The 22045-nt window shown below is 65.7% G+C and carries 20 protein-coding genes and 1 pseudogene; 12 read left to right on the forward strand and 9 right to left on the reverse strand.

Going from position 1 to position 22045, the window contains the following annotated elements:
• Positions 1-13: 13 nt before the first annotated feature.
• The gene (locus tag ACSQ23_RS08580) at positions 14-1057 is read left to right on the forward strand and encodes a LacI family DNA-binding transcriptional regulator (protein ID WP_436090346.1); all 1044 of its coding nucleotides are present in this window, start codon (positions 14-16) and stop codon (positions 1055-1057) included.
• 49 nt (positions 1058-1106) lie between these two features.
• The gene (locus ACSQ23_RS08585) at positions 1107-3011 is read left to right on the forward strand and encodes a glycoside hydrolase family 127 protein (RefSeq protein WP_436090347.1); all 1905 of its coding nucleotides are present in this window, start codon (positions 1107-1109) and stop codon (positions 3009-3011) included.
• A 184-nt stretch (positions 3012-3195) separates the two neighbouring features.
• On the opposite strand, the gene ACSQ23_RS08590 is transcribed toward ACSQ23_RS08585, so the two are convergent.
• The 4 genes from ACSQ23_RS08590 to ACSQ23_RS08605 all read right to left on the reverse strand — a co-directional run bounded on the left by ACSQ23_RS08590 (position 3196) and on the right by ACSQ23_RS08605 (position 7645).
• Positions 3196-3987, reverse strand: a complete 792-nt coding sequence (locus ACSQ23_RS08590; RefSeq protein WP_156384442.1) for an N-acyl amino acid synthase FeeM domain-containing protein — start codon at positions 3985-3987, stop codon at positions 3196-3198.
• A gap of 152 nt (positions 3988-4139) precedes the next feature.
• Positions 4140-6470, reverse strand: a complete 2331-nt coding sequence (locus tag ACSQ23_RS08595) for a putative bifunctional diguanylate cyclase/phosphodiesterase (protein ID WP_055875336.1) — start codon at positions 6468-6470, stop codon at positions 4140-4142.
• A gap of 124 nt (positions 6471-6594) precedes the next feature.
• Entirely contained in the window at positions 6595-7167 is a 573-nt protein-coding gene (locus tag ACSQ23_RS08600; protein ID WP_436090348.1) for a hypothetical protein, read from the reverse strand.
• A gap of 34 nt (positions 7168-7201) precedes the next feature.
• A complete protein-coding gene (locus ACSQ23_RS08605) occupies positions 7202-7645 on the reverse strand; it encodes a MarR family winged helix-turn-helix transcriptional regulator (RefSeq protein WP_436090349.1) in 444 nt (147 codons plus the stop codon).
• 86 nt (positions 7646-7731) lie between these two features.
• Here ACSQ23_RS08605 and ACSQ23_RS08610 point away from each other — a divergent pair, with 86 nt between their 5' ends.
• From ACSQ23_RS08610 to ACSQ23_RS08650, 9 genes and pseudogenes are all read left to right on the forward strand, one after another.
• The gene (locus ACSQ23_RS08610; protein WP_436090350.1) at positions 7732-8052 is read left to right on the forward strand and encodes a hypothetical protein; all 321 of its coding nucleotides are present in this window, start codon (positions 7732-7734) and stop codon (positions 8050-8052) included.
• 115 nt (positions 8053-8167) lie between these two features.
• Positions 8168-8458, forward strand: coding sequence for a 4a-hydroxytetrahydrobiopterin dehydratase (locus ACSQ23_RS08615; protein ID WP_055875348.1), 291 nt, complete (start codon positions 8168-8170; stop codon positions 8456-8458).
• A 178-nt stretch (positions 8459-8636) separates the two neighbouring features.
• Positions 8637-9650, forward strand: coding sequence for a zinc-dependent alcohol dehydrogenase family protein (locus ACSQ23_RS08620; protein WP_436090351.1), 1014 nt, complete (start codon positions 8637-8639; stop codon positions 9648-9650).
• Between the two features lie 181 nt (positions 9651-9831).
• A pseudogene (locus ACSQ23_RS08625) lies at positions 9832-11583 on the forward strand (cation:proton antiporter domain-containing protein); the annotation flags it as partial.
• Positions 11584-12103: 520 nt separating this feature from the next.
• Complete coding sequence (locus ACSQ23_RS08630; RefSeq protein ID WP_055875353.1) at positions 12104-12532, forward strand: RrF2 family transcriptional regulator; 429 nt, start codon at positions 12104-12106, stop codon at positions 12530-12532.
• Between the two features lie 481 nt (positions 12533-13013).
• The gene (locus ACSQ23_RS08635) at positions 13014-14045 is read left to right on the forward strand and encodes a sulfate ABC transporter substrate-binding protein (protein ID WP_436090352.1); all 1032 of its coding nucleotides are present in this window, start codon (positions 13014-13016) and stop codon (positions 14043-14045) included.
• Between the two features lie 4 nt (positions 14046-14049).
• On the forward strand, positions 14050-15003 hold the full coding sequence (locus ACSQ23_RS08640; RefSeq protein WP_055875356.1) for a sulfate ABC transporter permease subunit CysT: 954 nt from the start codon (positions 14050-14052) through the stop codon (positions 15001-15003).
• A complete protein-coding gene (cysW, locus tag ACSQ23_RS08645) occupies positions 14996-15889 on the forward strand; it encodes a sulfate ABC transporter permease subunit CysW (RefSeq protein WP_436090353.1) in 894 nt (297 codons plus the stop codon). Before ACSQ23_RS08640 ends, cysW begins: the two co-directional genes overlap by 8 nt.
• Positions 15890-15921: 32 nt before the next feature.
• The gene (locus ACSQ23_RS08650) at positions 15922-16968 is read left to right on the forward strand and encodes a sulfate/molybdate ABC transporter ATP-binding protein (RefSeq protein ID WP_055875358.1); all 1047 of its coding nucleotides are present in this window, start codon (positions 15922-15924) and stop codon (positions 16966-16968) included.
• 131 nt (positions 16969-17099) lie between these two features.
• Here the strand turns inward: ACSQ23_RS08650 and ACSQ23_RS08655 are convergent, their stop codons facing one another.
• Together ACSQ23_RS08655 and ACSQ23_RS08660 are read right to left on the reverse strand one after the other, a co-directional pair.
• Complete coding sequence (locus ACSQ23_RS08655) at positions 17100-18038, reverse strand: DMT family transporter (protein ID WP_436090354.1); 939 nt, start codon at positions 18036-18038, stop codon at positions 17100-17102.
• 272 nt (positions 18039-18310) lie between these two features.
• Complete coding sequence (locus tag ACSQ23_RS08660; protein ID WP_436090575.1) at positions 18311-18670, reverse strand: winged helix-turn-helix transcriptional regulator; 360 nt, start codon at positions 18668-18670, stop codon at positions 18311-18313.
• 145 nt (positions 18671-18815) lie between these two features.
• Here ACSQ23_RS08660 and ACSQ23_RS08665 point away from each other — a divergent pair, with 145 nt between their 5' ends.
• Positions 18816-19697 carry an NmrA family NAD(P)-binding protein gene (locus ACSQ23_RS08665; RefSeq protein WP_055875367.1) on the forward strand — a complete coding sequence of 294 codons (882 nt, stop codon included), beginning with the start codon at positions 18816-18818 and terminating at the stop codon, positions 19695-19697.
• Between the two features lie 204 nt (positions 19698-19901).
• Here the strand turns inward: ACSQ23_RS08665 and purU are convergent, their stop codons facing one another.
• From purU to ACSQ23_RS08680, 3 genes are all read right to left on the reverse strand, one after another.
• Positions 19902-20753 (reverse strand): formyltetrahydrofolate deformylase, encoded by an 852-nt coding sequence (gene purU / locus ACSQ23_RS08670; RefSeq protein ID WP_055875369.1) that lies wholly within the window; start codon positions 20751-20753, stop codon positions 19902-19904.
• Between the two features lie 230 nt (positions 20754-20983).
• Complete coding sequence (gene iolB / locus ACSQ23_RS08675) at positions 20984-21778, reverse strand: 5-deoxy-glucuronate isomerase (RefSeq protein ID WP_055875372.1); 795 nt, start codon at positions 21776-21778, stop codon at positions 20984-20986.
• Positions 21759-22010, reverse strand: a complete 252-nt coding sequence (locus ACSQ23_RS08680; RefSeq protein ID WP_055875375.1) for a hypothetical protein — start codon at positions 22008-22010, stop codon at positions 21759-21761. Before ACSQ23_RS08680 ends, iolB begins: the two co-directional genes overlap by 20 nt.
• Positions 22011-22045: the final 35 nt, after the last annotated feature.

Consider the following 22045-nt stretch of genomic DNA (forward strand, 5'->3'; position numbering starts at 1 on the left):
CGAGCCAGATCCCTTGTCCAGCCCCCCAGCAAATGAACGCACCGGCCGCCATGGCCCGACCATTCGCGACGTGGCGCGGATTGCCGGCGTGTCGATCGGCACGGCGTCCAAGGCACTGAACTCGAACGGGCGGCTCAGGCAGGAGACGCGCGACAAGGTCACGACGGTGGCGCGCGAGATCGGCTATCGCCCCAACGACATGGCGCAGAGCCTGCACCGCACCCGCTCGATGACCGTAGGGGTGCTTTCCACCGACTCGTTCGGCCGCTTCACGTTGCCGATCTTCCAGGCGCTCGAAGAGGTGTTCGCCGACCGGGGCATCGCCATTTTCATGTGCAATGCCACCGACGACCCGGAACGCGAGCGGCAGCATCTCGATCAATTGCTCGGCAAACGTATCGACGGGCTGGTGGTCACTGCCCGCCGCGCCGACAAGCGGCCGCCGGTCGGCCCGCTGCCTGCCGGGCTGCCGGTGATCTATGTGTTTTCGCAAGCCGACGATCGCGATGCGCTGTGCCTGTTGCCCGACGACGAGGGCGGGGCGCGGCTGGCGGTCAGGCACCTGGGCGAAGTGGGCAAGCGGCGGATTGCACATATCACCGGGCCCGAGCATTTCGAGGCGGTGCAGCTCAGGCGTCGCGGCTACCTCTCGGCGCTGGCCGAGCTCGGGCTCACCGCGCATCCTGAGTTCTATCTCTCGGGCAAATGGACCGAGGCCTGGGGACGCGACGCTGTCGCGGCGCTGTTCGACGGCAAGACCGATCGGCCCGATGCGATCTTTTGTGGCAACGACCTGATTGCCCGCGGTGTCGTCGATGCCTTGCGGGAACGCGGCATCGCGGTGCCGGGCGAAGTGGCGGTGGCCGGCTTCGACAACTGGGATGTGATGACCGCGGCGGCGCGGCCGCCGCTCACCAGCGTCGACATGAACCTTTCGGCGCTCGGCCACGAGGCCGGGCGGCTGCTGATCGAGATGATCGGCGGCGAGACGGTGCGGGGGATCCGCCGGCTGCCGTGCACGCTGGTGGTGCGCGAGTCCACCGGCACGACCAGTTGAATTCAGACACCCGGCCGCTCGCTCGGCGGCTGGGCCAAGAGGAGTTGCAATGAGCCAGTATCATCCGGTGCGTTTCGTCGATGTCCGCCTCGAAGGCGAATTCTGGAAAGAACGGCTCGACACCGTGCTCGCCCGCACCATTCCCAGCCAGCACAAGAAGCTCGTCGAATATGGCTATCTCAACTCGCTGAAGCTGCCCAACCCGCCGCCGCCGCTGCGCTTTCCGCGCCATGCCAACGGCTTTACCGTGCAGGTGTTCTGGGATTCTGACATCGGCAAGTGGATCGAGGCCGCCGCCTATGCGCTGAGCCACAAGCGTGATGCCGATATCGAGGCAAAGATCGAGGCGATCGTCGACGATTTCGAGAAGGCGCAGGCGCCGGACGGCTACCTCAACTGCTGGTATCTGGGGCGCGAGCCGGAGAAGCGCTGGTCGAACATGCGCGACAACCACGAGCTCTACAATGCCGGCCACATGCTGGAAGGCGCCATCGCCTATTACGAGACCACCGGCCGGCGCCGCTGGCTCGAGGTGATGGAGCGCTATGTCGAGCATATCCGGACCAATTTCGGCACCGGGCCGGGGCAGAAGCGCGGCTACTGCGGACATCAGGAGATCGAGCTGGCGCTGATCAAGCTCTATCACCTGACCAAGGAAAAGAAGCACCTCGACCTGGCTGCCTACTTCATCAACGAGCGCGGCAATCCCAACCCGCATTACTTCGACGTCGAGCGCGAAGAGCGCGAGAAGAAGGGCTGGGAGTGGCAGCGCTACGTGCAGGGCACGTACGAGTACAGCCAGTCGCACAAGCCGGTCCGCAGCCAGGACAAGGTGGTCGGGCACGCGGTGCGTGCCATGTACATGTACACGGCGATGGCAGATCTGGCGGTCGAGTTGAACGACACGGGCCTCAAGGCGGCGTGCGAGACGCTGTGGAAGGACGTGATGGAGACCAAGATGTATGTGACGGCGGGCCTCGGGCCGTCGGCGCATAACGAGGGCTTCACCTTCGATTTCGATCTGCCCAACCAGACCGCCTATGCCGAGACCTGCGCCTCGGTGGCGCTGATCTTCTGGGCGCAGCGCATGCTGCACCTCGATCTCGACGGCAAATATGCCGATGTGCTGGAGACGGCGCTGTTCAACGGCGCGCTGTCGGGCCTCAGCCGCGACGGCGAGCACTACTTCTACATGAACCCGCTGGAGAGCAACGGCACACCCACCCGCTGGGACTGGCACACCTGCCCGTGCTGCACGATGAATGTCAGCCGGCTGGTCGCCTCGGTCGGCGGCTACTTCGTTTCGACTGCGCCCGACGGCATCGCCTTCCACCTCTATGGCGGCATTTCGACCAAGCTCGATGTCGGCGGTACGGAAGTGGCGGTGCGCGAGGTCTCGAACTATCCGTGGTCGGGCGACATCGCCATCGAGATCGATCCGGCGACGGAGAAGGCGTTCGAGGTGAAGCTTCGCATCCCGGGCTGGTGCAAGGGCGCCACGGCCAGGGTCAATGGCGAGGCGGTGCAGCTCAGCCCGGTCAACGGCTATGCCACCATCAGCCGCAGCTGGACAAAGGGCGACAAGATCAGCCTCGAGCTGCCGATGCCGGTCGAGCGCGTCTATGCCAACCCGCACGTGGTGATGGATGTCGGCCGTGTGGCGCTGACCCGCGGCCCCCTGGTCTACTGCCTCGAGGAAGCCGACAACCCGGGCGGCACGGTGCAGCGCTTCAAGCTGCCACGACAGAGCGAGATCGCGATCAAGCAGTCGAGCCTGTTCGACGGCATCATCCAGCTGACGGCCGGCGGCAAGGCGGTGGACGAAGCCGAGTTCAAGCCGCTCTACCGCACCAGCCCGCCCAGGGAAGCCCCGGCAACGCTTACCGCGCTACCCTATTACCTGTGGGCCAACCGTGGGCAGGGCTCGATGGTGGTGTGGATCCCGGAGGCTTGAGCGGCACCTAAGCCAGAGCGTGGGGCCCACCCCCACCCTTGATCCCTCCCCCACAAGGGGGAGGGAGACGCGTACTGCGCGTTCGGTTCTTGCGCCGTCCCTCCCCCTTGTGGGGAGGGTAGCGCAGCTAGGCGAAGCCTTAGCGAAGCTAGGGTGGGGGTGCCCCACGCTCAGATACTGCGGCCTACTCCGCCGCCTGCCCGCCGAATTGTGACTCCAGCAGGGCCCGCTCGTAGGCGAGGCGCGAGCTGGCGCGTTGCGGGGCTTCGAAGTGTTCGTCCATGGCGCGGGCGAAGAGTTTTTCGCGCTCTTCCTCGGTCGACATGAAGAACGGGTAGCGGCGCAGCGTCGCCGGCAGCTTGGTGTTCACATAGGCGCCGTAGAGCGCCACCGGGAAGGCGAGGCCGGGATAGACCCGCACGTCCGACATTTCCTCGGAGCCGAAGACCCGGCGGTAGAATGCCGTGTGTTCGGGCCGCACCAGCGCCAGGCAGGCATCGGCCTTGAAGAACAGCGACGCCATCACCGCGATCCTGAGCGTCAGGAACGGCAGCGCCGGGTAGGCGAGCGAGGCCTCGTAGTCGGCGGTGAAGCGCGAGGGGTCGATGAAGGTTTCGCCGCGCGCCAGCAGCGGCTCGAGCACGTCCGGGCAACTCTTCATCGACGGGCCGAAAGGATGTTTGGCGCTGACGTGATGCAGCCGGATAGAACTGACCAGCTCGCCGTCGATATGAACACCAAAACTCATGCCGTTAGGCGCAGTATCGAGGTCGTCTACCACAATACCGGCATCGTTGAACGGCACGGATTCTTCGCGACGATAGGCTTCGTAGCGCAAGCGATAGATTGGATTGTCGGTGACATCCATACGGACGCGCGAATACTCAACGCGGTCCAGTATCTCCATGAGCGTGCCGGCGAAGCGAGACACCGGAGCAGCCGACGTCGCTGCCGAACCTTCCACGTCCGAACGCATAGGGAACTCCGCAACTTTCAAACAGAGTTTAACCTTTCGTTAGGCATAATAAAATTGCCAAATGCGCACGGCCGCCGCGCCGCCTACGCATAAGCACGGACAGCGCCAGGGCCAGCGCCGAATCCCTCAGATTTCAGAAGAGTTTAGGCGTCTTAACCACGTTTGCGGTTTGTCGTACCAACGGTCAGCACGCGCTCGAGCGTAGCGCGGGCCGCCATGCGGTCGATGAGCTCGGCGACTTCGCGCCGTGGCAGTGGCACGCCGAACAGGTAGCCCTGGATCTGGTCGACCTTGGAATGGGTGGCGATCAGGTTGAGCTGCTCTTCGGTCTCGACGCCTTCGGCGGTGACGGTGAGGTTGATGTCCTTGCCGAGCTGGGCGACGTTGGACAGCAGCTTCAGCGAGCGCGGGTTCTCGGCAATGTCCATGACGAAGCTGCGATCGATCTTCAGCTTGGTGAAGGGCAGGGCCTGCAGGTAGCTCAGCGACGAGTAACCGGTGCCGAAATCGTCGAGCGCGATGCCGATGCCTTGCTTCGCCAGCTTGGCGAGGATCTTGGTGGCGGCGGCGCGTTCTTCGATCACTGCGGTCTCGGTGACCTCGATCTCGAGCCGGTGCGGCGCGAGGCCGGAGCTGGTGAGGGCGGTCTTCACCATCCCGGCGACGTCCGCATTGCGGAAGTCGCGGGCCGAGATGTTGACCGACACCGAGACTTCCTCGGGCCAGTTGCGGCATTCGGCCGTAGCGGTCGCCAGCACCCAGCGGCTGATCTCGGAGATGAGGCCGGTTTCCTCGGCGATCGGGATGAACAGCGAGGGCGGGATTGAGCCCAGCTCCGGGTGGTGCCAGCGCGCCAGCGCCTCGCAGCTCACCACGCGCCGGGTCTGCAGATCGACGATGGGCTGGAACACCAGCGACAGCGCGCCGTCGGCCACCGTCTGCTTCAGTTCGGCCTTCAGCCGCTGGCGGTAGCGGTAGTCGGTGTCCATCTCGTCGTGGAACACCTGGCTGCGGCCCTTGCCCAGCGCCTTGGCCTTGTAGAGCGCGAGGTCCGCCTTGGTCATCAGGGCGTCGAGATCGTCGCTGCCGTCGGTGAGGGTCACCACACCGACCGAGACGTTGACCGAGAACACCTCGCCCTCGACCTCGAACGGGCCGCGGAAGCCGCCGAGGATCGCTTCGGGGTCGGTAACGGTATCGGAAAGCTGCACGCCGCCCGAGCGATAGACCACGTACTCGTCGCCGCCCAGCCGCGCCACGAGGCTGTCGCGGCCCAAGACGCGGCTCAGCCGCTCGGAGGTCTCGATCAGCACGCGGTCGCCGATCAGGTGGCCCAGGGTATCGTTGACGTGCTTGAAGTCGTCGATGTCGACGATCATCAGCATGGCCATGTCGTTGGGGCGCTTGTCGCCGTGGTGGCGCCGGCGCTCGAGGTCGGCCTCGACCTGCTCGGTGAAATAGGCGCGGTTCGGCAGCCCGGTCAGGGTGTCGTAATGCGCCATGTAGTTGATGCGCTCTTCGGCCTTGACGCGCTCGGTGATGTCTTCGAACAGCAGCACGGTCTTGTCGAGGCGCGACGACACAGTGACTTCGCAGAACTGCCCGTCGGAGAGGCGCAGCACCACCTTGCCGCCATCGCCGGCGTCGACCGTATCCATCAGCTGGCTGGCGGAACGCTGCGGGATGGTGCCGCGCGCGGCGGCGGCCGAGATCATCGCAGCGAACGGCCGGCCGGCCCAGTTGCCCGGCATGAAGCTGCCGAACACCAACTCGGCGCGATCGTTGGCGACGGCGATCAGGCCGTTCTCGTCGAGCATGCAGAGGCCGTGCTGCATGGTTTCGAGCGCCGTGTCGAGTTCGGAGGCAAGGCGGGTCGCCTCGATGCGACCATGCACAGCGCGCAGCAGGATGGCGCGGATATTGGCCGAAACCTTGCGCAGCGAGACGACGAAGGCGATCAGCACCACGCTCAGCATGGCGGTATGCAGCGTGCCGTCGAACAGCATGCCGATGGCCATGCCGGCGCCGATCAGGATGACCTGGCTGGTGACCAGCCGGTCGATGGCGAAGTTGCGGCCGGCAACGCCCACCAGCACCGCCACGGTGACCGAGAGCGAGCTCATCTCGGCGAACGGGGTGTTCACCACGAGGAAGCTGTAGCTCATCCAGAAGGCGTAAAGCCCGGCGATGGCGGCGGCGCCGATGGTGGCGCGCAGCTCCCAGTGGGTGGCGGTCGTAACGTCGTCGTCGGCGAGGTCGGCGCGTTCGAAGGCGCGCATATCGATGTCGCGGGCGATGCCGACAATGGCAAAGCCGATGGCGACGGCGAGCAGCACCCAGGAGTTGCCTTCAATGCCGGCGACCGCGGCGACCAGCGCCGACGACAGGGCGCCAAGCATCATGACGCGCCGGTCCGCGTAGAGCGACCGGATCATCGACACGTAATCGACAGGCGGCAGTGACTTATGCGCTGGCTCGAACATAGACCTCACCAAGGTGTAATGATTGTGCCCGGCGAGGCGTTAATGCCTGCTTTCGCGGCAGCGAGCGGCCGCCCTTTTGCGTCGTCGCAAAACCCTGTTCCAGCGCAGCAATTGCTCGAATGGTTTATGCTTTGTTGGGTGGATCGATCGCAATCGTCGGATCGTCGCTGGGCTGCTGCGCCGGCGGGTCGCGCAGCGAGGCTCGACCGACGAAGAACATGAACTCGAGCGCTGCCAGTGCCAGCAGCATCAACAGCCCCGTCACGTAGATGGCCTGGCCGCGTGGCACGATGACATCGAACACCGACAGCCACAGCGCCACGCCGATCAGCACGGCGAGGGCGGAGAGGCCGTAGAGCATCGGGGTCACGAACGGAATGACGTCGAGCTGGCCGTGCTTTTTGTCGCGCAGCTCGCCGCGCAGCGCCACGACGTTGGCGACGATGAACCAGACCCCGAGCAGGGCGCTGCACACCGTCCAGATCGTGGGTTCGGACCAGCCAGCGAGCAGCATCGGCGCCGGCAGCAGCGCGAACAGCACGACAAGGAAGCTGTCGCCGATCAGGAACCATAGATAGCGCCGCTCGGCCGAAGACCAGTTTCGCAGCCCCTGCTGGCGGAAGAAGATGACGAGACCGGAAAGGCCCGCCAGCGTCATGGCGATGCCGGCGATGGTGTGGAGGATGTCTTCGTTCATGCGCCGTCCATCCCTGGTTCGAACCCCGTGTTGGTCAGTCGGCGAGCTTGGCCAGCGCCGCCTCGAGCGCCGTGAACGCCTCCGGCCCCAGCTTCTCGCGATATTGCTTTTCGATCAGCCGCTTCACCTTGTTGCGCTCGGCAAAGTCGGCGAGGCCCAGCTCGGTCAGCACGATCCGCTTGGCCCGGCCATCACTGGGGTCGGGTGCACGGCCGACCACCCCTTGCGCCTCGAGCTGATCGACCAGCTGCTGCACCGCCTGTTTGCTCAACCCCATGCGCTCGGTCAGCAGCGCCTGCGAAATGCCGGAGGGGCCCAGATGCGCCAGCACTTCGCCGGCGGCGCTCTGGTGCCAGGGATAGCCGCGGGCCGCCAGTTCGGCGCGCATGTGGTTGCGCCAGCCCTGTGCTGCCCGCCACAGGGCGAGGCCGATATGATCGATGCTGGTGAGATCATTATCGTCAAGGTGCTTGACCAAATTCCGTCCCGCAGGTAAATCGTCAAGTCGCTTGACTAGCACGGCGCCATGCCGGTCGCCAGCGGGCCCGCGAAAAGGATGCACAGATGATCGTCAAGGATAGAAACACCCTCACCGCGCTGCTGGTGGGCAGCACGCACTATGTCGAGATGGCGCCGGGCAAGGAGGCGGCGATCTATTACCGCACCGCCGACGAGGCGTTCATGGCGCTGCCTGACGGCACCCGGCGCACCGGCCAATGGCGGCTGACCGACACCGGCTACCATGTCGACTGGATCGATGGCCCGAGCGCCGGCTGGCAGATCGATGTCGAGCCGGGCCGCATCGGCTATGTCGATGCCGGCGGGGTCGAGCGCGGCCGCGTCTCGCGCATCGTGCCGGGCGATGCGGCGTCGCTGAGTGTTTGAGCGTTCAAAAGCCTGAACCGATCCGGCGTCCCTGATGGGGGCGTCGGAACCCTTTGCCACGGATCGGGCGTTATGCGGCCCCAATCTCCCGACTCGTTGCAAAGAGGAAATGATAATGGTCGAAAAGCTCGAGCCTGCCGCGCGTGAAGCCGCCCTCTTGAAGCTCAACGGCTGGATCTATGATCCACAGGCCGACGCGATCAGCCATGATTTCAAGTTCAAGAGCTTTTCCGAAGCCTTCTCGTTCATGACCCGGGTGGCGCTCGCCGCTGAGAAGATGGACCACCATCCCGAATGGTCGAACGTTTACAACAAGGTGCGGATCACGCTCACCACTCACTCGGCCGGCGGGCTCACCGAAAAGGACACCAAACTCGCCGAAAAGATCGACCGGCTGATGATCTAGCGTCGGATCAATGGTTGTCGACACCCGCACCGGGTCATTCCCGCGAAAGCGGGAACCTCCGTTTGCGATGCTGGCAAAGAAAACAGAGGTCCCCGCTTTCGCGGGGATGGCGCCGGAGCAGGGGGCTTGGCCGGCGCCACCGGCTTGTTCCATGATGGCATGATCGGGAGGCATCGAGATGCGGGCAGTGCGGCTACATGCGCCGGAACGGTTGATCGTCGAGGAGGTGCCGCGGCCGACGCCCGGGCCGCATGACCTCTTGGTCCGCGTCGAAGCCTGCGGCATCTGCGGCTCGGACCGCCACATGTTCCGAGGCGAGTTTCCGACGACCAAGCCGGTGACGCTCGGGCATGAATTCTCCGGCCTTGTCGAGGAAGCCGGGGCGGCGGTCGAGGGGTTCCGCATCGGCACAAGGGTCACCGGCGACCCCAACATTTCCTGCGGAGCCTGCGCCGATTGCCTCGCCGGCCGGCCCAACCTCTGCGCCGGGCTCAGTGCCATTGGCGTCCATCGTGACGGCGGTTTCGCCGAGTATGTGCTGGTCCCTGCCGGGCAGGCCGTGGCGCTGCCGCCGGGGCTCGATCCGCTGCATGGGGCATTCTGCGAGCCGGTCTCGTGTTGCCTGCATGCCATCGATGTGGCGCGCATTGCGCCCGGCGCCTCGGTGGTGATCCTCGGCGGCGGGGTGATCGGTCTGCTGATGGTCGAACTGGCGCTGCTGGCGGGTGCCGGCGCGGTGGTGCTGTCGACCCGGCAGGCGCCGCGCCGTGCCCTGGCGCTGCAGCTCGGCGCACATCATGCGGTCGACGCGGGGGCCGATCCGGTGGTGACGATCGCGGCGCTCCTGCCTGGTGGCGCCGATGTGGTGTTTGAGTGCGCCGGGGTGGGGGAGACGGTTCGCCAGTCGATTGCGGTGGCGCGGCGTGGCGGCACCGTGGTGCTGTTCGGCGTGGTGCCCGAAGGCGAACAGGTGGCGCTGGCGCCGTTCGAGCTCCTCACCAAGGAGTTGAGGCTCGAAAGCGCCTGGCTCAACCCACTGACCCATCCGCGCGCCGCCGAGCTGATCGCCGTCGGCGCCCTGTCGCTCGACCGGCTGATCACCCGCACCATCCGCCTCGACGAGGTGCCGGCGGCGATTGCCGGCACGCCCGGTTTCGGTGAGATCAAGCTGGTGATGGCGGGCCAGGCGTAGCAGCGACCGGCGGAGAAACCGCGCTTTCGACGAAAGTCGGAGCGATTGTCCCGCACCCACATGATTTTGCCGCAGTTTTCCCGGTCTCATTGGGTTGCAGCGGGGCGGCCGATGCCTCATCTTCAAGGCTCTCAGCCGCTTTCAACCAGTTTTGGGGTAACCCCCGCCGGAGATCTTGCCGATGCCGCATAGCACACCCCTGATCTCGACGATCGTTGCGGGTCTGGTGCTGGCATTCATCCTCGGCGCGATCGCCAACCGCCTCCGCATGCCGCCGCTGGTCGGGTACCTCGTGGCAGGCGTGCTGGTCGGGCCGTTCACCCCGGGCTTCGTCGCCGATGCGGAGCTCGCCACCGAGCTCAGCGAGATCGGCGTGATCCTCCTGATGTTCGGCGTGGGCCTGCATTTCTCGCTCAAGGACCTGTTGAGCGTGCGCGCCGTCGCCATACCGGGCGCCATCGTCCAGATCGGCGGCGCTACCATCATGGGGCTGGGTCTTGCGACCCTGCTCGGCTGGGGGCTCGGCGCCGGCCTGCTCTTCGGCCTGGCGCTGTCGGTCGCCTCGACGGTCGTGCTGCTCAAGGCGCTGCAGGACCGGCACATGGTCGACAGCGAAAAGGGCCGCATCGCCGTCGGCTGGCTCATCGTCGAGGATCTCGCGATGGTGCTGGCGCTGGTGCTGATCCCGGCGATTGCCTCGATCAACGGGGTCGAAGGGGCGGCGCTGCACGACCCGTTCGTCGATTTCGTCGAGAACATCTTCTCCATCCATCTCGACATCTTCGGCATCCTGGCGGTGACGGTGGTGAAGCTCGCCGCCTTTGTCGGCTTCATGCTGGTGGTGGGGCGCCGGGTGATCCCGTTCATTCTCCACTACACGGCCCATACCGGCAGCCGCGAGCTGTTCCGCCTTGCGGTGCTGGCCATCGCACTGGGCGTAGCGGCGGGCGCGGCATACCTGTTCGGCGTGTCGCTGGCGCTCGGCGCGTTCTTTGCTGGCATGATCCTTTCCGAAAGCGAACTCAGCCATCGCGCCGCACAGGAAAGCCTGCCGCTGCGCGACGCCTTCGCGGTGCTGTTCTTCGTCGCGGTCGGTATGCTGTTCGATCCGATGATCCTCGTCACCGATCCGTTGCCGGTGCTGGGGACGGTGTTCATCATCATCTTCGGCAAGTCGGTGCTGGCGTTCCTGATCGTGGTGGCGTTCAAGCGCCCCGTCGGCACGGCGCTGACCATTTCGGCGAGCCTGGCGCAGATCGGCGAGTTCTCGTTCATCCTCGCAGCGCTCGGCGTCGGGCTGGGCATCCTGCCGGTGGAGGGGCGCGACCTGATCCTTGCCGGTTCGATCATCTCGATCATCCTCAACCCGCTGATCTTCTTCGTGCTCGATATGCTTCGTCCGGCGCTCGAGAGCCGGTTTGGCCGGCCGGAGGTGGTTGCCGCCGCGGCGGAACGCACCGAGCCCGACCTGGTGGCGAGCGCGCCGCGCGCCGCCGCCCCGGAAGTGCCGCAGGAGGCCGAGGCGACGCAGGTGCCCACCGGGCAGTCCGGGCACGTCATCATCGTCGGTTTCGGCCGGGTCGGTTCGGTGGTGGGTGAAGCGCTGCTCGAGGCGAAGACGCCGTTCCTCGTGGTCGAAGACGCCGAGGGACGCGTCAACGCGGCGCGGGCGCTGGGCATCGAGGTGGTGGTGGGCAACGCTGCCGCCTCCAAGGTGCTGACCCTCGCCAATGTTGCCGAGGCGATCACGGTGGTGATCGCCATCCCCAATGCCTTCGAGGCCGGGCAGGCGGTCGAGCAGGCGCGCAAGCAAAACCCCAAGGTGCTGATCGTGGCGCGTGCCCATTCCGACGAGGAAGAGACGCACCTGAAGACGCTCGGCGCCGATGTGGTGATCCTGGGCGAGCGCGAGATCGGTCTCGGCATGGTCGATGTGATCAACCGCGACAGCAAGGCGGTGGCCGAGATCACCGCGTCAGACGCTGTCGAGTCGGTGCTGGCGCCGCTGGTCGCCGCAGCCGTTGCGACGACGCCAAAGCTGCCGTCCGACCCGAACCTGCTGGCCGAAGCGATCGAGGCGGCGCAGGCTGAAGTGCAGCACGTCGACAGCGGCCCGGCCGAGCCGCCGGCGCTGGTCTCCGCCTACGGCGAAGAGCCGGACGAGACTGACCCCGAGGCCGTCGACGCCGAGGAAATCGCCGAGCTCGAGGCGCTGGACGCGCCGGTCGAAGACGTCGCGCCCGAAGCGCCGCCCGTATCCGAGCCGGCAGCGCCGCGTCCCGACAGGCCGGCCACCACCCCAGGCTCGCCGTTCAACCCGGAAGTCCCCCCGCCGGTGGCTGAAGAAGAGAAGGCATAGCCCCACGTAGCAGGACGCAATGGTTTGTTCACGCCGGGAGCGCTATAGCCAAGAGTAACGGCCGAGTTGGCGGCCGTTCCGGATTCCGCCCGCGATGATTTCGCAGAAGGCAAAATACGCGCTGAGGGCGCTGGTGGCCCTGACCAAGATCCCGGCCGGCGAGTCGCTGATGATCTCGGAGATTTCGCGTGGCCAGGCGATCCCCAAGAAGTTCCTCGAACAGATCCTCCTGGAGTTGAAGCGCGCCGGCATCGTGATGAGCCGCCGCGGCCGGCTCGGCGGCTATGTGCTGCTGCGGGCGCCCGAGCAGGTAACGTTCGGCGAAGTGCTGCGGCTGATCGACGGGCCGATCGCCCCGCTGCCGTGCCTTTCGAAGATCGCCTATCGCCGCTGCGTCGATTGCGCCGAGGAATCGAGCTGCGAGATCCGCCACGTCTTCGCCCGCGTCACCATCGCCACCCGCGAAGTGCTCGACCGCACCACGCTGGCCGATGCCGTGGTGGCCAACGACGTGCTGGCTTAGGCGCTCCCGTAGCTGACACGCCGGTGGCTGTGGACCCCCACCCCTGTCCCAGCCATTCGAGCATAGCTCTCAAGGCCTTCTCCCCTAAAATCGCTCCACTGGAGCGATTTTGCCTTCGGCCGGCTCGAAGCCCCGCAGGGGGGAGGGAGACCCTCACACCGACATCGCGGTCTGCGTCTCCCTCCCCCTTGCGGGGAGGGATCAAGGGTGGGGGTCCGCAGCCACCAGCCCATCAGTCCCTGCAACCCGCCTGCGCCCCAGCGCGTTTATTGCTGATCCCGCGACTGAACGCGGTTTCACTTCGCGCAAAGCCATGCTCATCCACAGGGGTGGAATCGAGGTTTGCGCAATGGCGGTGCTGCTGGTAGCCTTCGCAGAGAAAGGTTTTCCGCTTCGTCGCGCCGCCGCAACCTGCGGCTTCCTTGAGAATGCCGACTGACCAGGTAGAGTTACGGTAGTTAATCTTCACCAGGAGGACATGATGAAGAGAACGGCCAGAATTCTCGCGCTTGGCGGCCTCGCCGTGGCGCTCGCCTTCACCGGCGCAATCACTGCCCGCGCCCAGGATCAGACCCTGCTCAACGTCTCGTACGACCCGACGCGCGAACTCTACGCGCAGTTCAACGAGGCGTTTGCCAAGCACTGGAAAGACACCACCGGCGGCAGCGTCACCATCGAGCAGAGCCATGGCGGCTCGGGCAAGCAGGCCCAGGCCGTGATCGACGGGCTTTCTGCCGATGTCGTCACCCTGGCGCTGGAAGGCGACATCAACGCCATAGCCGAGAAGTCGGGGCTGATCGACGCCAACTGGCGCTCCGAGTTCGCCAACAACTCGACGCCCTACACCTCGACCATCGTGTTCCTCGTCCGCAAGGGCAACCCGAAGGCGATCAACGACTGGGGCGACCTGGTCAAGGACGGCGTCGAAGTCATCACCCCGAACCCGAAAACCTCGGGTGGGGCGCGCTGGAACTACCTCGCGGCCTGGGCTTACGCCAACAAGGCCTTCGGCGGCGACGAAGCCAAGAACGCCGATTTCATCAAGCAGCTCTATAGCCACGTGCCGGTGCTCGATACCGGCGCCCGCGGCTCGACCGTGACCTTCGCACAGAAGGAACTGGGCGACGTGCTGCTGGCCTGGGAAAACGAAGCGTTCCTGGTGCTCGACGAATTCGGCGCTGACAATTTCGACGTGGTCTATCCGCCGTCGTCGATCCTCGCCGAGCCGCCGGTCGCCATCGTCGACAAGAACGTCGAGGCGCACGGCACCGCCGATCTCGCCAAGGCCTATATCGAATATCTCTACTCACCCGAGGGCCAGACGCTGGCGGCCAAGAACCATTATCGCCCGTCCGACCCGTCCGTCGTCACCGACCAGGCGCTGGTCGAAGCCTTCCCAAAGATCGATCTGATCTCTATTGATGATCCGCTTTTCGGCGGCTGGAAGACGGCGCAGCCCAAGCATTTCGGGGACGGGGGCATCTTTGACCAGGTCTACACCCCTGCGCAGTAATGCAGTGGCAGGGGCGCCTCGCGGCGCCTCCGGAAAGTCATCCCACCCCGCGCGAGCGGGGTGGAGCTTTGTAAAGCCCAGCGTCATCCCGGGGTTCGGGCTGACCTTCGGCTACACCATCCTCTATCTCAGCCTGATCGTCTTGATCCCGATCGCCGGGCTGTTCCTCAAGGCGGCAACGACGCCGCTCGAGCAGATCATCAGGATCGCCACCTCGCCGCGCACCCTCAAGGCGCTGGAGGTGAGCTTCGGCTCGTCGCTGATCGCGGCGCTGGTCAACGTGGTGTTCGGCATCATCGTCGCCTGGGTGCTGGTGCGCTACAAGTTCCCGGGCCGGCGGCTGCTCGACGCCATTGTCGATCTGCCGTTCGCGCTGCCGACGGCGGTGGCGGGCATCGCGCTTTCGACGCTTTATGCCCCCAAGGGCTGGGTCGGCTCGCTGTTCTCCGACAAGGGAGCGCTGTGGCAGTGGTGGCATGGCCAGACCTGGCTGCCGTTCGGGCTCAGTGAGTTGTCGCTCAACTGGAAAATCGCCTACACCCCGACCGGTATCGTCATCGCGCTGATCTTCATCGGCCTGCCGTTCGTGGTGCGTACGGTGCAGCCGGTGCTCGAGGAGTTCGAGCAGGAACTCGAGGAAGCCGCCGCGACGCTCGGCGCCAATCGCTGGCAGACCATCACCAGCGTGATCCTGCCGCGGCTCACCCCGGCGCTGCTCACCGGCTTTGCGCTGGCCTTCGCCCGTGCGGTCGGCGAATACGGCTCGGTAATCTTCATCGCCGGCAATCTGCCCAACATCTCGGAGATCGCCCCGGTGCTGATCGTCATCAAGCTCGAGGAGTTCGACCAGGCGGGTGCGGCGGTCATTGCCGGCATCATGCTGATCATCGCCTTCGTCATGCTGCTGGTGATCAACCTGATCCAGGCCTGGGCCCGCCGGAGGTTCGGCAATGTTTGAGCCTGATGTCATCTACGACAGCCGCCGGCTCATTCCCCCCGAGGAGCACACAAGGCCGACCACCGAGCGGGTGTGGATCCGGCGGCTGCTGATCGGTATCGCCGTGGTGTTCATGGCGGCGGTGCTGGTGCTGCCGCTGGTGCTGGTGTTTACCGAAGCCTTCCGCAAAGGCGCCGATACCTATTTCGCGGCGTTCGCCGATCGCCAGTCGCAGCAGGCGATCGTGCTGACGCTGCTGGTGGCGGCGATCGCGGTGCCGCTCAACCTGGTGTTCGGCATTGCCGCCGCCTGGTGCGTCGCCAAATACGAGTTCTGGGGCAAGAGCTTCCTCACCACGCTGATCGACCTGCCGTTCTCGGTGTCGCCGGTGGTCTCGGGCATGGTCTATGTGCTGCTGTTCGGGGCGCAGAGTGCGCTGCATCCGCTGCTCAAGGCCTATAATATCGAGATCATCTTCGCGGTGCCGGGCATCGTGCTCGCGACGATCTTCGTCACCTTCCCGTTCATTGCGCGCGAACTGATCCCCCTGATGCAGGACCAGGGCAATACCGACGAGGAAGCGGCGTTGTCGCTGGGCGCCACCGGCTGGCAGACCTTTATCCGGGTGACGCTCCCCAACATCAAATGGGGGCTGCTCTACGGCGTGCTGCTCTGCAATGCCCGCGCCATGGGCGAGTTCGGGGCGGTGTCGGTGGTTTCGGGCCATATCCGCGGCAAGACCACGACCATGCCGCTCGACATCGAAATCCTCTACAACGAGTACAACTTCACCGCCGCCTTCGCCATCGCCTCGCTGCTCGCCATGCTGGCGCTGGTGACGCTGGTGTTCAAAACCATCCTCGAGTACCGCTTCGGCGACGAACTCGCAGGCACTCGCCGACATTAGCGCGACTGAGCAGAAGAAAAGGGCCTCCCAGTTTGGATATCCGCGTCGACACCGTCCGCAAGGAATTCTCGCACTACCCGGCGCTCAACGACGTGTCGCTCGAGGTCAAATCGAGCGAACTGATTGCGCTGCTGGGGCCGTCAGGCTCGGGCAAGACCACGCTGCTGCGGTTGATCGCCGGGCTCGAAATGCCGACCGCCGGCCGCATCTTCTTCGGCGACGAGGATGCGTCATCAAAGACGGTGCAGGAGCGCAATGTCGGCTTCGTGTTCCAGGCCTACGCGCTGTTCCGCAACATGACGGTGCTCGACAATATCTCGTTCGGGCTGAAGGTGCGGCCGCGCGCCACCCGTCCGCCCAAAGCCGAGATCCGCCGTCGCGCCATGGAGCTGCTCGACCTGGTGCAGCTGAGCGGGCTCGAGAAGCGCTTCCCGCAGCAGCTTTCGGGCGGCCAGCGGCAGCGCGTGGCGCTGGCGCGGGCGCTGGCCATCGAGCCGCGCGTGCTGCTGCTCGACGAGCCGTTCGGTGCGCTCGACGCCCAGGTGCGCAAGGAACTGCGCAAATGGCTGCGCGAGATCCATGATCGTACCGGCCACACCACGGTGTTCGTGACGCACGACCAGGAAGAGGCGCTGGAGCTGGCCGACCGGCTGGTGGTGATGAGCCAGGGCAAGATCGAGCAGGTCGGCACCCCCGACGACGTCTACGACCGCCCGAACTCGCCATTCGTCTTCTCGTTCATCGGCGAGTCGAGTTCGCTGCCGGTGACGGTGGAGAACCATGAGCTGTGGGTCGGCGGCCGCGCCATCGGGTTGCCGGCGCCCAATGATGCCGTCGGCGAAGCCAGCCTGTTCTTCCGGCCGCATGATGTCGAGCTGGTCGAGGACGGAGTGGGCGCCGCGCTCGCCGGGGTGGTCGTCGCCTCGCGCCGGGTCGGCGGCACCCGGCGCGTCGAACTCGAGATCGGCGGATTGCCGGAGCGTGTGGAAATCGATCTGCCATTCGACCACCCGGCCGGCGAAAAGACCCGGATCGCGTTCAGGCCGAAGCGCTGGCGGGTGTTTCCGGCGGCGGCGTGACAGTTACTGTGTCCGGCGCGGGCTGACCCCCACCCCTGTCCCCTCCCCCTCAAACAGGGGGAGGGAGACGCCAGCCGAGATGCTAGTGCTTTGGTATCCCTCCCCCTTGCGGGAGGGATCAAGGGTGGGGGTCAACCCGTACCGGCGGTTCGGTCTACCCGCGCCGCCGTCACCATCCAGATCCCGACGCTGACCAGCAGCAGCGCGGCAAGGTTCTTCCATTCGAAAATGCTCTCGCCGAGGAACAGGCCGGCAAGCAGCACGCCGAAGATCGGGATGGCGCAGTTGAAGATGGCGATCGAGCCGACGGGATTGTGCTTCAAGAGCACGCTCCACAACGCGAAGGCCGCCGCCGACAACGCCGCGAGATAGGCGAGCAGCAGCGCCGCCTCCAGCCCGAAAGCGCCGAGCTTGCCGCCGAGCGCGAAGCCGGCGATCCCGAGCATGGCGCCGCCGAGCAGCAGTTGCCAGCCGGTCATCACGCCAGCGTCCATGTCGGCGCTCAGCCCCTTGCCGTAGACGCCAGCCACCGAGAAGAGCAGCGCCGCGATGACGATGAAGCCTTCCCCGAGGAGGCTCACATGCAGGTCGATGCCGGTTGCCGCGAGGTTCACCGCCACCACACCGGCAAAGCCGAGCAGGCAGCCGAGGATGCGGCGCGGCGTCAGCTTGTCGTTGGCATAGAGGAAATGCGCGATCAGCACCGAAAAGAACGTGCTGGTCGAGGTGGTGATCGACACCTTGACGCCAGTCGAGTGGGCCAGGCCGATGTAGTAGAACAGGTATTGCCCGGCGGTGCTGATGAGCCCGAGCAGCCCCAGCTGCCCGAGCCGGCGCGCCGGCTGCAGGATCGGCTTGCGGGTCAAGGCCGAGTAGGCCAGCAGCATCAGCCCGGCGAGGAAGAACCTCACCCCGGCAAACAGCATCAGCGACGGCGTATCGGAGGCGGAGATGGCAAACAGCCCGTAGCCGATCTTCACCGCCGGCACGGCGCTCCCCCACAACAAGCAGCAGAACAGCGCGATGGCGACGACGATGCGGCGGTCGGAGAAGGGGGAGGGCTGGGTCACCGCCGGGTTGTGAGGGATTTGCCGGGGCAGGGCAAGGGTGACTAACTGATAGAGACGGCCCCCTCCTTAGCCATTCGAGCATAGCTCTCATGGCCTTCTCCCCTCAAATCGCTCCACTGGAGCGATTTGCCCTGTGGGATGGCTCGAAGTCCCCCATGAAGGGGGAGGTGCCGCATCGAGTGGTGGGCACGATCGAAGACAGAGCCTCGAGTCTTCACCTCCCCCTTCATGGGGGAGGCCGGGAGGGGGGCCGTCTGTTTCAGTCAGCGTCCTCACGCCGCCTTGGCAAATTCCTGGCGTGCTTCGCGGATCGCCGGAAAGTGCTCGAAGGCCCAGTCGACCATGGCCGAGAGCGGCACGAGGAAGCTGTGGCCCATGGGGCTGAGCTTGTACTCGACGCTCGGTGGGGTGGTCGGGAACACGGTGCGCTCGATCAGCCCGTCGGCCTGCAGGTCGCGCAGCGTCTGGGTCAGCATGCGCTGGCTGATATCGCTGATCTCGCGCTTCAGCTCGCCGAAGCGGTAGGGGCGGTGGGCCAGCGCGCTGATGATCAACACGCTCCACTTGTCGCCGAGCTGGTCCAGCACGTTGCGCACCGGGCACTGCGAGGGGTCGGAGTACTCGGCCATCATCTGGCTCAGCGGGGCAATCGGGCTAACTGGCATTGGGGTGGTTCCTTCGAGGTAACCAGGGGCGTTGAAACTGCCGTCTTGCGGCAGCTGAGGTAGTTCCTATTGTATACGTAGTCTCAAAAAGAGACAACCTAGGAGACTCCCCATGACTACCTTACCCACCCTGTTCGTCGCCGGCGCTGGCGGCAAGCTGGGCCGTCGCGTCGTCGAGCTGCTGCTGGAGCGCGGCTATGCGGGCAAGATCATCGCCGGTTCGCGCCACCCGGAGAAACTGAACTTCTCAGGCGTCGAGACCCGCAAGGCCGACTATGGCGACGTGCCCGGCTTCATCAAGGCGCTGGATGGCGTCGATCGGCTGCTGCTGATCTCGATCGATGTCCTCGGCCCGAGCCGCACGGCGCTGCAGACCAGCGCGGTCGCCGCGGCCAAGGCCGCCGGGGTCAAGCACATCGTCTACACCTCGATGCCGGCACCCGAACCGGCGTCGCCAATCCCGTTCGCGTCCGAGCATTTTGGCACCGAAGAGGCGATCAAGGCCTCCGGCGTCGGCTACACCATCCTGCGGATGAACTGGTACGCCGAGAACCTGTTGAGCTCGCTGCCCTCGGCGCTGCAGTCCGGCAAGTGGTACACCTCGGCCGGTGGCGGCACGCTGGCGCATGTATCACGCGAGGACACCGCACGGGCCGCCGCCGGGGCGTTGCTTACCGGCGATGCCAGCCGCACGCTGACCGTCACTGGGCCGGCCGCGCTGACCTCGCGCGAGATCGCCGCGGTCGCCTCGGAAGTTACCGGCAAGCCAATCGAAGTGGTCGACGTCACCGACGAGCAACTCGCCGCCGGCGCCGTCGCGGCGGGCGTGCCCGAGCCGGTGGTGCATGGCTTTATCGTGCCGTTCGACGCCAACACGCGGCTCGGCCGGGTGGCGCTCACCACCAATGCGGTCGAGACGCTGTGGGGTGAGAAGCCGCAGGGGCTGAAGGCGTTCCTCGAGGCGAACAAGGCGGCGCTGACGCAGACGGCCTGAGCGGAGTGCTCAGCGCGTCCTGCTCCACCCCCACCCAGTTCCGCCAGGCAGCGCGCTGCCTAGCTTCACTACCCTCCCCATCAAGGGGAGGGAGAGCCGACTGCGGCGCTTCGGTTCCGCCCATCCCTCCCCCTTGTGGGGAGGGTAGCGGAGCCAGGCGAAGCCATAACGAAGCTGGGGTGGGGGAAGGCCCGCGCACCAGCCTCAGCCGAACACCACCGTCTTCTTGCCGTTCAGCATCACCCGGTTCTCGAGGTGGAGCTTCACCGCGCGCGCCAGCACCCGGCTTTCGACATCGCGCCCGGCGGCCACCAGGTCGTCGGGGCTCAGCGCGTGGGTCACCCGCGCAGTTTCCTGCTCGATGATCGGGCCCTCGTCGAGCTCCGGCGTCACGTAGTGGGCGGTGGCGCCGATGATCTTGACGCCGCGCTCATGTGCCTGGTGATAGGGCTTGGCACCCTTGAAGCTGGGCAGGAACGAGTGGTGGATGTTGATGATCTGCCCGTAGAGGCGGGTGGCGAACCGGTCGCTCAGGATCTGCATGTAGCGCGCCAGCACCACAAGATCGGCACCGGTTTCCTTGAACAGCGCGATCACCTGGTCTTCCTGCGCTGCCTTGTTGTCCTTGCCGACCGGCAGCAGGTGGAACGGAATGCCCTCATAGTCGGCAGTCTTCCGGCTATCCTCGTGGTTGGAGACGATCGCCACCACCTCGGCATCGAGCCAGCCGACGCGGATCTGGTAGAGCAGGTGCAGGAGGGTGTGGTCGAACTTGGAGACCATCACCAGGATCTTCTTCTTTTTCGCCTCGTCGACCAGCGTGGTGCGCATGCCGAAGCGCTCGATCGCCGGCTTCAGGCCGCGCTCCAGCGCATCGCGATCGACGCCATCGGGGGTGGTAAAGGCCAGCCGCATGAAGAACTGGCCGGTCTCCTTGTCCCAGAACTGGTTCGATTCCGCGATGTTGCAACCGAGGCCCGCCAGTTCCGTGGTCACCGCGGCAACGATCCCCGGCCGATCGGCACAGGAGAGGGTGAGAACGAAATTGGACGACATCTAAAAGCGCTCCGGGAAACAAAGTCGCGGAGCGATGCACGCGGCGGCGCGCGGGGTCAAGGGGTTAGGGCCGGGGAGGGTTACGAGAGGTTGGCGCGCTTGGCGCCCCCTCACCCCAGCCCTCTCCCCAGAGGGGCGAGGGGGCGATGTGGCACTGCCGGTGCAAAGTGCGTCCCCTCTCCCCTCTGGGGAGAGGGTCAGGGTGAGGGGTAGCCAAGCGCGCCGGCGCTTCAGCCCAGCATCCACTCATGCTCCGGCGCATTGTAGAACTTCCAGGTGCGCTTCGGGCCGGCCATGACGTTGAGGTAGTAGATGTCGTAGCCCGCCACCGCCGCCACCGGGTGATAGCCCTTCGGCACCATCACCACGTCGCCGTCTTCGATCAGCATGGTTTCGTCGAGCGAGCGATCGTCGGTGTAGACGCGCTGGAAGCCAAAGCCCTGGGGCTTTGAGAAGCGGTGATAGTAGGTTTCCTCGAGGAAGCTCTGGCGCGGCAGGTCGTCTTCGTCATGCCGGTGCGGCGGGTAGCTCGAGGTATGGCCACCGGGGGTGATCACCTCGACCACCAGCAGCGAATCCGCCGCTGCGGTCTCGGGCAGGATATTGGTGGGGTAGCGGGTATTGGTGCCCTTGCCGCGGGTCAGCTTTTCGACATCGTCAGGGCCGATCACCCGCGGCGGCCGCGCGCCGCGCACCCCGGGGGCGGAGCAGACCGCGACCTCGAGCTGCGTCAGCGCCTCGATGCGCCAGTTGGCGCCCGCCGGAGCGTAGACCGAGTAACCGGGTCCCTCGAACGGGCTCATGCGGCCGCCGACGAGGAAATCCTGGCCATCGACGGTCACATTGGCTCGGCCCGAGATCAGCACGATGCAGACCTCGCGGTCATCACCGCCGCCGCGCGCCACATCGCCGACATTGGGCAGCTTGTGCAGGTCGAACCCGACATAGGTCCAGCCGGCAGTCTCAGGGGTAATGTGGTGGACGTGGCCCTGTTCGGCCGCCGGCCTAGCTTTTAGGTTTGCCATTGGTCTTGTTGAGCTCGTTCTCGAAGTTGATGAAGAAGGTCCAGATGCCATAGGCGAGCGCCGCCAGCGTCAGGATGCCCCAGAACTGGTGGTCCGGGTTCTGGTTGATGAACCACTCAAAGCTGGACCAGGCGGCGATAACCACCACCACGATGACCCGCCGGTACAACGGCTTGAACCACCCCATGGTGAACAGGCCTGGCTTCTTGTTCTCTTGGTTGTCGTCGCTCACGCCGATCCCTCCGGAAAGCCCCGAACCTAGTCTAT

Origin of the sequence: Devosia sp. LjRoot16 (genome assembly GCF_964252795.1) — a bacterium.
In the GTDB taxonomy this organism is placed as follows: domain Bacteria; phylum Pseudomonadota; class Alphaproteobacteria; order Rhizobiales; family Devosiaceae; genus Devosia_A.